Source organism: Streptomyces sp. NPDC001514 (assembly GCF_053597075.1).
In genome coordinates, this window is record NZ_JBSFHO010000009.1 from 21,981 (window position 1) to 35,126 (window position 13,146).

Sequence of the window (13,146 nt, forward strand, 5' to 3'; positions counted from 1 at the left end):
GTGGGGGTGCCGAAGTCCGTCGTGAAGTGGGTCTGGGGCGAGAGCAGCGGACCCGCCACCCCAGACTCCGTGGCTCGACCATGGGGCCGATCCGGTGAACGCCTCGTACGCCTGTGTCCTGACGCCGGGCGCCTCCACGAGAACCGTCGCCGCCCGCGCGGCCGACCCTCGCCGGCTGGAGATCCTCGACAACACCGCCGGACCCGTCAGGCAGTCGCCGTCCGTTCCCTCGGACTCATGGCAGCGAGCCTCCGGCAGCCCGGTACGGTGGGCAGCCTCGGCATGACCGCCCCCGCCGATCCATCCGTCGAGGTCCTCGCCACCGGCCGAGCGCCGCGGCTGCGCATCACCCCGGGCAGGGCAGGCGCCACCCACCGCTGCGAGGTGGCCGCCGGCTGACCAGCGGATGACGTCCTTGTCGGACCCCGACAATCCGGGGCAGTGCCGAACTGGTACTTCGCCTGTGCCGCGCAATGGTTCTGTCCGGGGGTGACAGGAGAACGGTCGCGAGACTGTACGGAGTCAACGGCAGGATTTTCTTGTTCGGGTCCGTAGGGTCGGTACATGACCGTTTTGGACGAGACCACCGGCGAGCCGACCGATGCACGAGGACGCGTGGCCGAGCTGCACGCCCTTCGCGAAGAGGCCCGCCGTGGACCCAGTGACCGTGCGACCGAGGCGCAGCATGCCAAGGGCAAGCTGACCGCGCGTGAGCGGATCGAGCTGTTGCTGGACGAGGGTTCGTTCCGCGAGGTCGAGCAACTGCGCCGGCACCGGGCGTCCGGCTTCGGCCTGGAGGCGAAGAAGCCGTACACCGACGGTGTGATCACGGGCTGGGGAACGGTCGAGGGGCGGACGGTCTTCGTCTACGCGCACGACTTCCGGATCTTCGGCGGCGCGCTGGGCGAGGCTCACGCCACCAAGATCCACAAGATCATGGACATGGCCATCGCGGCGGGTGCGCCGCTGGTCTCCCTGAACGACGGCGCCGGCGCCCGGATCCAGGAGGGCGTATCCGCCCTCGCCGGCTACGGCGGCATCTTCCAGCGCAACACCAAGGCCTCCGGCGTCATCCCGCAGATCAGTGTGATGCTCGGCCCCTGCGCGGGCGGCGCGGCCTACAGCCCGGCGCTGACCGACTTCGTCTTCATGGTCCGCGAGACCTCGCAGATGTTCATCACCGGACCGGACGTCGTCAAGGCGGTCACCGGTGAGGAGATCACCCAGAACGGGCTCGGTGGCGCGGACGTGCACGCCGAGACGAGCGGCGTGGCGCACTTCGCGTACGACGACGAGGAGACCTGCATCGCCGAGGTGCGGTACCTGCTCTCGATGCTGCCGCAGAACAACCGCGAGAACCCGCCGCACGTCGAGACCGAGGACCCGGCCGACCGCCGCTCCGACGTGCTCCTCGACCTGGTGCCCGCCGACGGCAACCGCCCGTACGACATGCACCAGGTCATCGAGGAGCTCGTCGACGACCGCGACTACCTGGAGATCCACGAGCGCTGGGCGCGCAACATCATCTGCGCCCTCGCCCGGCTCGACGGCCAGGTCGTCGGCATCATCGCCAACCAGCCGCAGACGCTGGCCGGTGTGCTCGACATCGAGGCGTCCGAGAAGGCCGCCCGTTTCGTGCAGATGTGCGATGCTTTCAACATCCCGATTGTCACGCTGCTGGACGTGCCGGGCTTCCTGCCCGGCGTCGACCAGGAGCACGGCGGCATCATCCGCCACGGAGCGAAGCTGCTGTACGCGTACTGCAACGCGACCGTGCCCCGGATCTCGCTGATCCTGCGCAAGGCCTACGGCGGCGCGTACATCGTCATGGACTCCCAGTCCATCGGCGCCGACCTCACCTACGCCTGGCCGACGAACGAGATCGCGGTCATGGGCGCCGAGGGCGCCGCCAACGTCATCTTCCGCCGGCAGATCGCCGACGCCGAGGACCCCGACGCCATGCGCGCCCGCATGGTCAAGGAGTACAAGGCCGAGCTCATGCACCCCTACTACGCCGCGGAGCGCGGACTGGTCGACGACGTCATCGACCCGGCCGAGACCCGCGAGGTGCTCATCCGCTCCCTCGCGATGCTCCGTACCAAGCACGCCGATCTGCCGTCCCGCAAGCACGGCAACCCCCCGCAGTAACCCACGAGGAGAACACTGCAGATGACCATCTCCGCCGAGTCCTTGCTCCGTGTCGAGAAGGGCCACGCCGACCCCGAGGAGCTGGCCGCGATCACCGCGGTGCTGCTGGCCCGCGCCGCCGCGCAGCCGTCCGCTCCGGCCGGCCGCGGCCGCAGCACGGCCGGCTGGCGTCGGCTGGAGCGCCAGTCCGGCTTCCGCGCGCCGCACTCCTGGCAGGGCTGACGCCCTACCGAACCGCCAAGACCCCGCGGTCCCTTTCCGGGACCGCGGGGTCTTTGGCGTGCGTGCCGCCCATGTCCAGTGCGCCGGTGTGTCCGCCCTCAAGCGCCGGACGGACTCGGGCAAGGGGAAAGGCCCCGCACTCCGTCACGGAGTGCGGGGCCATCCCGCGCATGGGACCGGTACGGCGACGGCCTACCGAAGGCGAGCCATGAGTGCGTGCTCGACCAGCGTGATGAGCGCGCTCTTGGCGTCCGCGCGGTGGCGGGCGTCGGTGGTGATGATCGGGGTGTCGGGGCCGATCTGCAGCGCCTCACGCACCTCGTCGGGCGTGTAGGGCTGGTGTCCCTCGAAGCCGTTGAGGGCCACGACGAACGGCAGGCCGCTGTTCTCGAAGTAGTCGACCGCGGGGAAGCAGTCGGCGAGGCGGCGGGTGTCGACGAGGACCACCGCGCCGATGGCGCCGCGTACGAGGTCGTCCCACATGAACCAGAACCGGTCCTGTCCGGGGGTGCCGAACAGGTACAGGATGAGGTCCTGGTCGAGGGTGATACGGCCGAAGTCCATGGCCACCGTGGTGGTGGTCTTGTCTCCGGTGTGGGTCAGGTCGTCGATGCCCGCGGACGCGGACGTCATGACAGCCTCGGTACGCAGCGGGTTGATCTCCGAGACGGCGCCGACGAACGTGGTCTTGCCCACGCCGAAGCCGCCCGCCACCACGATCTTCGCGCTGGTGGTTGAGCGGGCTGCACCGCCGCTAGAGCTTGCGAAGTCCACTGAGCACCCTTTCGAGCAGTGTCACGGCTGGCTGGCCGCCGGCGGACTCGTCGCCGCCGGGCTGGTGAATGGCGACAAGTCCGGCCTCCGCCAGGTCGGCTACGAGGATCCGGGCAACGCCGAGGGGGATGGAGAGAAGTGCCGAGATCTCGGCGACCGACTTGATCTCGAAGCACAGTCGGCAGATCCGCTGGTGCTCGGGCAACTGCCCTTGCAGCCGCGCGGGATCGGCCGTGGTGCTGACCAGCGCCTCGATGGCGAGCTGGTAGCGGGGCCGGGTCCGGCCGCCGGTCATCGCGTACGGACGCACCAACGGGTTGTGGTTGCCCGAAGCGGGTGCCGGCTCAGGGGCCCGCCGGGGCGCCACGGGCTGGATCCGGGGCGCCTGCGGCTGGTTGTACGACGGGTCGTACGGCTGCTGCGGCCGCTGGTACGGCTGCTGGCCACCGCCTCTGCTCGGCGCGGAGGGAAAGTTGAAGCGGTTCTGACCCTGCTCACCCGGAGACTGCTGAGCACCGTCATATGGGCCGCCTGGGGGTGTTGCCACGTTTCTTCCTCCTCCGAGTGCCGTACGCCGGTCCATGTCCCTGTGGAGCCGCGCCACCGCACCCTATGGTGCGGTGGCGTGAAACGCACTGCATGTTTGCTAGTTGAGAAGACTTCCCTGGAGTTCGGCACGCAGGTCCGGGGTGAGGACACTGCCGGCACGGTCGACCAGGAGGGCCATCTCGTACCCCACGAGACCGATGTCGGCGTCGGGGTGGGCGAGCACGGCCAGCGAGGAGCCGTCCGAGATGGACATGATGAAGAGGAAGCCGCGCTCCATCTCCACAACGGTCTGGTTGACGGCGCCGCCTTCGAAGATGCGCGACGCCCCCGCCGTCAGCGAGGTCAGTCCGGACGCGACGGCCGCCAGCTGGTCGGCTCGGTCGCGCGGGAACCCCTCGGACATCGCCAGCAGGAGTCCGTCGGCGGAGACCACCACGGTGTGGGACACCCCGGGGGTGTTGTCCACGAAGTTGGTGATCAACCAGTTCAGATTCTGCGCCGCCTGGCTCATCGGGCTCACACTAACGCTCCTGGTTGTAGGTACTACCCGGGCCGAAGCCCATTCCGTTCGTGTCCGTTCCCGCGGTGCGTCCCTTCTGGACGCCACGCCGCAGGTTGCTCAACCTGCCACGGACGTCTTCAGGGGCGCGGGAGACCTGGGGGCCGCCCTGCGGGGTCTGCTCCGCCGTGCCCTCGACCAGATTGGCCTTGGGGACCCGCCGGGGGAGACCGGACGGGGTGACTCCGCCGGCCTTGGGCTCGCGGAGCTTCTCGGCCCGCTGCCAGCGCTCGTCGTTCGTCGAGCGCCAGTCGTCGGAGCCGTCCGCCTCGGCCCGCCCGTTCCGAGGGGCCTGCGGGGCCTGACCGGCCGAAGCCGCCTGTCCTGCCTGTCCGTTGTCGGCGCCGTTCGACGGCCACTGGCCTTGCGTCTGCTGGCTGCCGCCACGGCGGGGCAGACCGGAGTCGGTCAGCTGGTGGCTGTTGCTCGGGGCAGGACCCGGACGGTCGAAGCCTACGCGCTCGGGAGCGCTCGCGGGAGCGTCGGGCGCAGATTCCGTATCCGACCGGTACGACTGCTCGTAGCCACCGCGGTAGCCGCCCTGATCGGCCCACTCCCCCTGGTCGGAGCCGTGGCCGAACTGGCCGTCGTACTGCGCCTGGTGCTCCTGGGGCGCGTCGTACGAGGCCTCCGCATACGCCTGCTCGGAGTGCTCGGGGTAACCGCCGGAAACCGGGTACTCACCAGTGCGGTCGTAGCCGTCGCCGCCGTCGTAGCCGTAGCCGTTCTGCTCGTACGCGGGCTGCGCCTCCTGCGCCGCGAAGCCCTGGTCGTACTGCGCGTCGCCGTACTGGCTTTCGCCGTACTGCCCATTGCCGTACTGATCCTGCTCGCCGTACGACTCCTGCGCCTCGTCGCCGAACAGCGGGCGGTCGCCGCCGTGCGCCTGCGCCTCGAGCGCCGCACGGCGCCCCTCGCGCATCAGGGAGCGGTTGACCGGGTCCAGCTGGCGGCCGTCGGACGACTGGTCCTCGTAGCGGGAGTCGTCGAAGCCCAGCTCTGCCGCGGTGCGCATGGTGGTGGCCTCGAAGGCCTGCTGCTGCTGCGGGATCATCTGCGACACGGTGAAGTCGTCCTCGGGGAGCGGTTCGCCACCGCCTCCGTGCGTGATTGCGTCGGGGAGCATGACCAGCGAGGTCGTACCGGCCTGCTCGCCCGAGGGGCGCAGCTGGACGCGGATGCCGTGCCGGTCGGCGAGGCGGCCGACCACGAAGAGGCCCATGCGCTGCGAGACCGCGGCGTCCACCGTCGGCGGGTTGGCCAGCTTGTGGTTGATGTCGGCGAAGTCCTCGGCGGTCAGGCCGATGCCCTTGTCGTGGATCTCGACCATGACTCGACCGTCGGGCAGCCGGGTTGCGGTGACGCGGACCTTCGTCTGCGGCGAGGAGAACGTGGTGGCGTTCTCCAGCAGCTCGGCGAGGAGGTGAACGAGGTCGGTCACGGCCTGGCCGTGGATCTCGCTCTCCGGGACGCCCGTGAGCTCGATGCGCTCGTACGACTCCACCTCGGAGGAGGCGGCGCGCAGCACGTCCACCAGCGGCACCGGCTGGTTCCAGCGGCGGCCGGGCTCCTCGCCGGCGAGAACGAGGAGGTTCTCGCCGTTACGGCGCATACGGGTCGCCAGGTGGTCCAGCCTGAAGAGGTTCTCCAGCTGGTCCGGGTCGGCCTCGTTGTTCTCCAGGTCGGTGATCAGGGTCAGCTGGCCCTCGATCAGCGACTGGTTGCGGCGCGACAGGTTGGTGAAGATCGCGTTGACGTTGCCCCGCAGCATGGCCTGCTCGGCGGCGAGCCGGACGGCCTCACGGTGGACCTGGTCGAAGGCGCGGGCGACTTCGCCGATCTCGTCCTGGGTGTCGATCGGGATCGGCTGCACCCGGGTGTCGACCCGGCCCGGCTCGGTGCGGGACAGCTGGTCGACCAGCATCGGCAGACGCTGCTCGGCGATGCCGAAGGCGGCGGTGCGCAGCGTGCGCATCGAGCGGCTCATCTGGCGGGCCACCAGACCGGCCAGGATGAACGCGGTGAGCAGCGAGATGATGACGATCAGACCGTTGACGATGGCGTCGGTCTTGGCCTCGTCGGCGATCCGCGACGCCTCGGCCACGGACTTGTCGACGAGGTCGTTCTCGATCTCGGTGTAGCCGTCGAACTTGGCGGTGGCGGCGGCCATCCAGACCGTCGGCGTCACACCCTTTTCGGCGAGCTCGTCGGGGTCGTCACCGGAGCTGATGGCGGCGACCATGCCGTCGTACACGGAATCGTTCTTCGTCGGCGGGGGCGTGAACTTCACGCCGGCGGCCGAGGCCTGCGCAGCGGCGGCGGCGAGCTTCTTGGCGCCCTCCTGCGACTTCGCGCCCATGACCGACCGCAGCTTCTCGGTGTCCTCCGCCGTACCGCCGGAGACGTACTCACCGAGGGCGATGCCCTCCAGGTAGGCGTACGAGGAGAAGGCGACCGTCTGCCCGTTCCTGACCGCCTGCTTCTCGCTGGGGCGGACCAGCAGGTGCGTACCGATGGAACGCTGCAGCGACTCGGCGGCCTTGGCCAGCTGGATCGCGTAGACCATGCGGCCGAAGCTCGTGATGTTCCCGGTGCCGAGGCCGAGCTCGTTGGAGAACTCCATGAGGTAGTGCTGGACCAGCACATAGCCCTCTTCGGTGGCGACCGGGCCACCCTTCGTGTCGGACTTCTCCGCGGTCTCCACGGCCGCGCTGTACGCGGTCTGCCGGATCAGCTGAAGCTTGGGCTCCGCCTTGCGGAAGAGCGTGAGACGGCGCTCCAGGCCCTGCTTCTCCGGCATGTCCGCGACGGCCTCGTCGAACTTCTCCTTGGCGGCGTCGGTGGCGGCCCGGGTCTGCTTGACCACCGCGGCGTCGCGCTTGCCCTCGAGCAGGGACTGGGCGGTGAGGTCACGCTCGTTGAGCAGGGCCTGGCCGTACTCCGAGGCGGCGCGCACGATCAGCGCGGTCTTCTCGGCGTCCTGCGCCTCGTTCCAGGTGTCGATCGACCCCTTCACCTGGAAGCCGCCCATGACCAGGCCGACCAGCGCGGGGATGAGGAGGATCGCGTTCAGCCGGGTGGGCACCCGCCAGTTGCGCGGGGACAGCCTGCTGGAACTGCCACCGGTGGGGGGCGCCACGGGCTGCACATCCGCAGGCGACGCCGCTGCACGCGGGGGCGGGGTGAAGTTGCCCCGCGCCTGCTGCTCTGCGGAGCTTGTCATGCTTCGCCTCACTCGACCAACAACCTCTCGGCGTCGGCACCTACGTTGTGCCGATTATTGTTCAGGGCCGTACTACTCACGAGTTCGTTGATTTCAGCACGCCGACCGGTCCTGTTCCAAACAGCGTGAACAAGCCATTCCGAGTGCTCCAGGTCGCAGATAAAACGGGCATAAAGAGCGAGGCCCGGCAAATAGCGGGTCCTATGTGAGCACAGCGGTACCAGTCGGATGCGTCGGGTGTCCGAGCCCGGAGAATTCTCTGTCGAAACGTTATGAACACGGAGGCGGGCCATGTCAAAAGACACAGCCCGCCCACGATTTCTCTACGACAACTGCCGTATACACGCGACTACTTGAGTCGTGCCATGAGTGCGTGCTCGACCAGCGTGATCAGCGCACTCTTGGCATCGGCGCGGTGGCGGGCGTCGGTGGTGATGATCGGGGTGCCGGGGCCGATCTGCAGCGCCTCACGCACCTCGTCGGGCGTGTAGGGCTGATGTCCCTCGAAGCCGTTGAGGGCCACGACGAACGGCAGGCCGCTGTTCTCGAAGTAGTCGACCGCGGGGAAGCAGTCGGCGAGGCGGCGGGTGTCGACGAGGACCACCGCGCCGATGGCGCCGCGTACGAGGTCGTCCCACATGAACCAGAACCGGTCCTGTCCGGGGGTGCCGAACAGGTACAGGATGAGGTCCTGGTCGAGGGTGATACGGCCGAAGTCCATGGCCACCGTCGTGGTGGTCTTGCCTCCGGTGTGGGTCAGGTCGTCGATGCCCGCGGACGCGGACGTCATGACGGCCTCCGTACGCAGCGGGTTGATCTCCGAGACGGCACCGACGAACGTGGTCTTGCCCACGCCGAAGCCGCCCGCCACCACGATCTTCGCGGAGGTGGTCGACCGGGCCGTTCCGCCGCTAGATCTTGCGAAGTCCACTGAGCACCCTTTCGAGCAGTGTCACGTCCGGCGTGCCGCCGGCCTCTCCGTTGCCCGGCTGGTGGATCGCCACCATGCCCGCCTCGGCCAGGTCCGCCACGAGGATCCGCGCCACACCGAGCGGCATCGACAGCAGCGCCGAGACCTCGGCCACCGACTTGACCTCCCGGCAGAGGTGGCAGATCCGCTGGTGCTCGGGCAGGAGCGTCGCGAGGTGAGCCGGGTCTGCCGTGGTGCTGACCAGCGCCTCGATGGCAAGTTGGTAGCGGGGCCGGGTCCGGCCGCCGGTCATTGCGTACGGACGCACCAGCGGCTGGTCGCCTTCAAGTCCGTAGTCGGTGTCCATGGGGACACCGTACGGATCGTGAGAGGCGGGGGGCGGGGTCATGAATCCTCCGGGCGTGACAGCAAGTGGTCGGCTGTGCCGTCTGACTGGGCCGGTGGGGGGCCGGTTGGGGCGGCCTGACGGTGGGTCGGGCGGTTGTGAGGGGTACCAGGGGGTGCACCTGGGAGCGCGCACCCCCCTTGCAGCGGTCTTCCGAAGCTTCTAGTGCAACAGGCTCCCCTGCAGTTCGGCGCGCAGGTCCGGCGTGAGGACCGTGCCGGCGCGGTCGACCAGGAGGGCCATCTCGTACCCCACGAGACCGATGTCGGCGTCGGGGTGGGCGAGCACGGCCAGCGAGGAGCCGTCGGATACGGACATGATGAAGAGGAAGCCGCGCTCCATCTCCACAACGGTCTGGTTGACCGGGCCGCCCTCGAAGATGCGGGAGGCGCCCGCGGTCAGCGAGGTCAGTCCGGACGCGACCGCGGCCAGCTGGTCGGCTCGGTCGCGCGGAAATCCCTCGGACATCGCCAGCAGGAGGCCGTCGGCGGAGACCACCACGGTGTGGGACACCCCGGGGGTGTTGTCCACGAAGTTGGTGATCAACCAATTCAGGTTCTGGGCCGCCTGGCTCATCGGTCTCAACTAACGCTCCTGCTGGTGTGTGGGGCCGAGGTTGAAGCTGCCGGTGTTACCGGTGCTGCCCGCCTGTCGGCCCTGCTGGATACCCCGGCGGAGGTTGGTCAGCCGACCCCGCACATCGTCCGGGGCACGGGAGACCTGGGGACCGGACTGGTGGGTCTGCTCCTGAGCGGTACCCGGCACCAGATTGGCGCGCGGCACCCGCTTGGGCAGACCCGAGGTGGTGATCCCGCCGGCCGCGGGCTTGCGGACCCGCTCGGCCTGGCGCACCAGCTCATCGTTGGGCGAGGTCCGCCAGGCGGCGGCACTCGCGTTGTGCTGGCCCGTGTGGCCCGCCTGTCCGGCAGCCGGCCCTGCGGCGGGACGCCGCGGCGGCACCGGCGGTGCCGGACGGTCGGCGGGCTGCCGCGGTGCGGCCTGGGGCGGCTGGGACGCGCCGTTGGCCTGACCGTCGTAGCCGGGCCGGCCGCCGCCCTGCGTGCCGTGGAACCAGTTGGTCTCCAGCGTGTCGTACAGCGGCGTACGGCCGTCACCGGGGCCGGTCGCCGGAGGCAGGGCCTCGGGCTGAGGCTGCGCGGGCAGGCTCCCGGCCGGGGGACGCGGCGCGCCGAAACCCGCAGCGTCACGGCCGCGCGGAGCCGGGGCGCCCTGACCGTAGCCCTGCTGGCCCTGACCGGCAGCGGGACGCGGTGCGTTGAAGTCCGGGCGCTGGAACTGCTCGGTGGCTGCCGGGTCCTGGCCGCCCTGGCGCGGCGCGGAGTAGCCCTGGCGGGCGTACTGACCTGTGGCCTCGGGCTCTTCGTGGCCGCGCGGGGCGTCCGGCGAGGGGCGCTGCGGTGCGGCCGGCTGCTCGCTGCCCCAGCTGGTGGTCTCCGGGCGCTGCGGGCGCTGGCCCTGCGGGCCGCCGCCGGGCAGCTCGGCGCGCGGGGCGCCGGTCGGAGGCAGCTGGCGACCGCGGTCGTCACCGGCGGGGGCACCGTGCCGGCCGCTGTTGCGGGCGCGGTTGCCGCTCTGGCGGGAGTCGTCACGGTCCTGGGCGCCCGGCCGGCCCCGGCCGCTGTCGGCGCCGAACGCGCCGACGGGAGCGCCGCCCTGACGCGAGGGGTCCTGCTGCGGGGCGCCGCCCTGCTGGGAGCCGCCCTGGAAGGAGGAACCGTCACGCGGCGGCAGCGCGGCACGCGAGGCCGATCCGGCACCGACCTGGCCGCGCGGCGCACCCGCACCGAGCCGGCCCGCGGACGCACCGCCGGGACCGCCCGACGGTCCGCCACCGAGACCGGGACGACCGCCACCGGGACCACCCTGCCCACCGGCAGAGCCCGGGCCACCGGGCAGACCGCGGCCGCCGCCGGGCCCCTGCGGGGCACCGCTCTGCGCGCCGGCACCGGGCTTGGCCGGGGCCTTCTTGCCGCCGTGGGCGACGTCGACGGGCAGCATGACGAGCGCGGTCGTACCACCGGAGTCGGACGGACGGAGCTGGATCCGGATGCCGTGCCGCAGGGACAGACGGCCGACCACGAACAGACCCATGCGACGCGACACCGAGACGTCCACGGTGGGCGGCGACGCGAGCCGCTCGTTGATCGCGGCCAGGTCCTCGGGGGAGAGGCCGATGCCGGTGTCGTGGATCTCGACGAGGACGCGGCCGTCCGGCAGCGCGTGACCGGTCACCCGGACCTTGGTCTGCGGCGAGGAGAACGACGTCGCGTTCTCCAGCAGCTCGGCGAGGAGGTGCACGAGGTCGTTGACGACGCGGCCCGCGACCTCGGTCGCCGGGACGGCGGCCAGTTCGATGCGCTCGTACTGCTCCACCTCGGACGCGGCGGCACGGAGCACGTCGACGAGCGGGACGGGCCGGGTCCAGCGGCGGCCCGGCTCCTCGCCCGCGAGGACGAGGAGGTTCTCGCCGTTACGGCGCATGCGGGTCGCGAGGTGGTCCAGCTTGAAGAGGGAGGACAGCTGGTCCGGGTCGGCCTCGCGGGACTCCAGCTCGGAGATGAGCGACAGCTGACGCTGGATGAGACCCTGCGAGCGGCGCGAGAGGTTGGTGAACATCGCGTTGACGTTGCCCCGCAGCAGGGCCTGCTCGGCGGCGAGGCGGACCGCCTCGCGGTGCACGTCGTCGAAGGCCGTGGCCACCTGGCCGATCTCGTCCCGGGAGTGCACACCGACGGACTCGACGGTGGTGTCGACGTCCTGCGGGTCGGCCTCGGAGAGCTGCTTGACCAGCTCGGGCAGCCGGTCCTGGGCGACCCTGGTGGCGGTGTCCTGGAGCCGGCGCAGCGAGCGGATCATGGACCGGGCCACGACGAAGGCGCCGACGAGCGAGACGCCGAGGACTATCAGGATCAGCGCACCGTTGATGATGGCGTCCCGCTGGGACTCCTGCTTGAGCTCGCGGGCCCGGCTCTCCATCTGACCGAGGAGGGTCTCCTCGATGGTGTTCATCGCCTGGATCTTGGTGTCGGCCTGGTCGGTCCAGTCCAGGTAGCTGCGGCGCTCGGCTTCCTTGGAGATGCCGTCGGCGCTGCGCAGCACGCGGTCCGCGTAGGTGTTGGCCTTCTGGATCTCGGAGTTGCCGTTCTCCAGCGTGTCGGTCAGCTCCTCGGCGTTGCCGCCGAGAGAGGAGTAGATCTGGGAGAACGACTTCAGCGCCGCGTCCTCGTTGTTCTTGGCGTCCTGACCGGTGAGGCGGTCGTTGTCGCTGAGACTGCCGACGGAGCTGCTGGACTCCGGGAGCGCGGCGGCGATGACCGCGCGCTGGATGGAGGCGTACTCCTTGGCGGACGAGAACGCGGCCAGTGCGCGGGTCCGCTTGATCATGTCCGGGTTGCTGGTCGCCTGGGCCATGTCCTGGGACAGGCTCAGCAGCGAGTCGATCAGCCGGGAGTACTGGCTGATCGTCTGCGAGTTGGAGATGCCCTTCTTGTAGGCACTCTGCCGGATGCTGGAGATCTGGTGGACCTGCGTGGCGATCTGGGCGACGTTGGAGCGGATGCTCTCCAGGGCGTCGTCGCCGGTGGTGTCACCGATGTCGGCGGTCGCGTCGAGGAACGACGCCTTGCGCTGGTCGGTCACCTTCCGGGGCTGGGCGACCTTGAAGTCCGTGGGCTGGCCGCCGTGCGTGAGCGGACCGGCCGCGTGGTCGCGCTCGTTCTGGAGCGCCTCGGCGAGGGCGGTCGCCTCCCTGGTCATCTTGGTGAGCAGCTGCATGTGCTCCAGCTGCTCCATGTCGCTCATCGACTCGTTGATACGGAGTCCGCCCAGCGTGGTCGCGGCGACCACGGGGAGCGTGAGCAGGGAGACCAGGCGCGTGCTGATGCGCCAGTTGCGCAGGGCTATGCGTGAGCCCGTGTCGGGGGAGCCCTTGGGCTTCAGTGGGACGGCGGCTTCGCCACCCGGCGCCGCGCCGGAGCGCGCACCACGGTCACCGCCGTCACCGGCCGCGGGCCGGTCCTGGTTCTGGGCGTGCTGGGGCGAGGAGCCGCGGTCGGTCCCGCCGTGCGGCTCCTGCTCAGCCGCAGCGCTGCCATCCCTCTTGAAACGTCCCTGCACTAGCGTCGCAACCTCTGGACCAGGCGTCCCTCCGCGTAGACGGCGGGACGGTGTCGGCGTAATGGGGCGATGAACGTGCCCCATCGGGTGGGTCTGGAGTGACCGGCGCTTGCTCCCCCTTCCCGCCGCCACTCGGCGCTGCGTTGCGCCCCTGCGCGCCGGTCTGAAACCCGCGGCGGTGCGTGGAATTCCAGCACAGTGCCGGATCTCCAACAAGG

Annotated in this window: 11 protein-coding genes; 3 read left to right on the top strand and 8 right to left on the bottom strand. The window is 70.3% G+C overall.

Annotated features, from left to right (window positions below; translation table 11 throughout):
• Nucleotides 1–237: 237 nt before the first annotated feature.
• From ACWCXB_RS12210 to ACWCXB_RS12220, 3 genes are all read left to right on the top strand, one after another.
• On the top strand, nucleotides 238–399 hold the full coding sequence (locus tag ACWCXB_RS12210) for a hypothetical protein (RefSeq protein WP_450721795.1): 162 nt from the start codon (nucleotides 238–240) through the stop codon (nucleotides 397–399).
• A 165-nt stretch (nucleotides 400–564) separates the two neighbouring features.
• The gene (locus ACWCXB_RS12215) at nucleotides 565–2,148 is read left to right on the top strand and encodes an acyl-CoA carboxylase subunit beta (RefSeq protein WP_450721797.1); all 1,584 of its coding nucleotides are present in this window, start codon (nucleotides 565–567) and stop codon (nucleotides 2,146–2,148) included.
• Between the two features lie 21 nt (nucleotides 2,149–2,169).
• Nucleotides 2,170–2,370: an acyl-CoA carboxylase subunit epsilon gene (locus ACWCXB_RS12220; protein ID WP_385412125.1), complete on the top strand. Its 201-nt coding sequence runs from the start codon at nucleotides 2,170–2,172 to the stop codon at nucleotides 2,368–2,370.
• 192 nt (nucleotides 2,371–2,562) lie between these two features.
• On the opposite strand, the gene ACWCXB_RS12225 is transcribed toward ACWCXB_RS12220, so the two are convergent.
• The 8 genes from ACWCXB_RS12225 to ACWCXB_RS12260 all read right to left on the bottom strand — a co-directional run bounded on the left by ACWCXB_RS12225 (nucleotide 2,563) and on the right by ACWCXB_RS12260 (nucleotide 12,928).
• Entirely contained in the window at nucleotides 2,563–3,144 is a 582-nt protein-coding gene (locus tag ACWCXB_RS12225; protein ID WP_385412128.1) for a GTP-binding protein, read from the bottom strand.
• Entirely contained in the window at nucleotides 3,125–3,691 is a 567-nt protein-coding gene (locus ACWCXB_RS12230; RefSeq protein ID WP_450721799.1) for a DUF742 domain-containing protein, read from the bottom strand. The genes ACWCXB_RS12225 and ACWCXB_RS12230 overlap by 20 nt, the downstream gene beginning before the upstream one ends.
• A 99-nt stretch (nucleotides 3,692–3,790) precedes the next feature.
• Nucleotides 3,791–4,204 (bottom strand): roadblock/LC7 domain-containing protein, encoded by a 414-nt coding sequence (locus tag ACWCXB_RS12235; RefSeq protein ID WP_006127847.1) that lies wholly within the window; start codon nucleotides 4,202–4,204, stop codon nucleotides 3,791–3,793.
• A gap of 10 nt (nucleotides 4,205–4,214) precedes the next feature.
• Nucleotides 4,215–7,487: a nitrate- and nitrite sensing domain-containing protein gene (locus tag ACWCXB_RS12240; protein ID WP_450721801.1), complete on the bottom strand. Its 3,273-nt coding sequence runs from the start codon at nucleotides 7,485–7,487 to the stop codon at nucleotides 4,215–4,217.
• A 337-nt stretch (nucleotides 7,488–7,824) separates the two neighbouring features.
• Nucleotides 7,825–8,406 (bottom strand): GTP-binding protein, encoded by a 582-nt coding sequence (locus ACWCXB_RS12245; protein WP_450721803.1) that lies wholly within the window; start codon nucleotides 8,404–8,406, stop codon nucleotides 7,825–7,827.
• On the bottom strand, nucleotides 8,387–8,794 hold the full coding sequence (locus tag ACWCXB_RS12250) for a DUF742 domain-containing protein (protein ID WP_450721805.1): 408 nt from the start codon (nucleotides 8,792–8,794) through the stop codon (nucleotides 8,387–8,389). Before ACWCXB_RS12250 ends, ACWCXB_RS12245 begins: the two co-directional genes overlap by 20 nt.
• A 159-nt stretch (nucleotides 8,795–8,953) precedes the next feature.
• Nucleotides 8,954–9,367, bottom strand: coding sequence for a roadblock/LC7 domain-containing protein (locus tag ACWCXB_RS12255; protein WP_362882513.1), 414 nt, complete (start codon nucleotides 9,365–9,367; stop codon nucleotides 8,954–8,956).
• A gap of 9 nt (nucleotides 9,368–9,376) precedes the next feature.
• Complete coding sequence (locus ACWCXB_RS12260; RefSeq protein WP_450721807.1) at nucleotides 9,377–12,928, bottom strand: nitrate- and nitrite sensing domain-containing protein; 3,552 nt, start codon at nucleotides 12,926–12,928, stop codon at nucleotides 9,377–9,379.
• Nucleotides 12,929–13,146 lie beyond the last annotated feature (218 nt).